The sequence below is a fragment of the Streptococcus sp. GMD1S genome, assembly GCF_000296875.1.
Lineage (GTDB): Bacteria > Bacillota > Bacilli > Lactobacillales > Streptococcaceae > Streptococcus.
The window spans coordinates 1-536 of sequence record NZ_AJQY01000303.1 but is presented as its reverse complement, the minus strand read 5'-3'; the positions used below and the strand labels follow the sequence as shown (position 1 = coordinate 536).

Sequence of the window (536 nt, the reverse complement as noted above, 5' to 3'; positions counted from 1 at the left end):
AAATCAACCTTTATGAGCATCGTGACTGGTAAGATGTTACCAGATGAAGGGAAGGTGGAGTGGTCCAAATATGTGACTGCTGGCTATCTGGATCAGCACGCTGTACTAAAGGAAGGTCAAACCGTGCGTGATGTCTTGCGTACAGCCTTTGATGAGCTATTTAAAGCAGAAGCTCGTATCAATGACCTCTATATGGAAATGGCTGAAGACGGAGCGGATATCGACGCGCTCATGGAAGAAGTTGGCGAACTACAAGACCGTTTGGAGAGTCGTGACTTCTATACTTTGGATGCTAAGATTGATGAAGTAGCGCGTGCTCTGGGTGTCATGGACTATGGCATGGATACAGATGTAACAGCCTTATCAGGTGGACAAAGAACCAAGGTGCTTTTGGCTAAACTCCTCCTTGAAAAACCAGATATTTTGTTGCTTGACGAGCCAACCAACTACTTGGATGCTGAACACATTGACTGGCTCAAGCGTTATCTCCAAAACTATGAGAATGCCTTTGTCCTTATTTCGCACGATATTCCTTT

The 536-nt window shown here is 45.0% G+C and carries 1 protein-coding gene; it reads left to right on the top strand.

The genetic code is table 11. The features are described 5' to 3' along the window. Nucleotides 1-536, top strand: a 536-nt coding sequence (locus GMD1S_RS08910) for an ATP-binding cassette domain-containing protein (RefSeq protein ID WP_000618617.1), incomplete at both ends; no start/stop codon positions are given.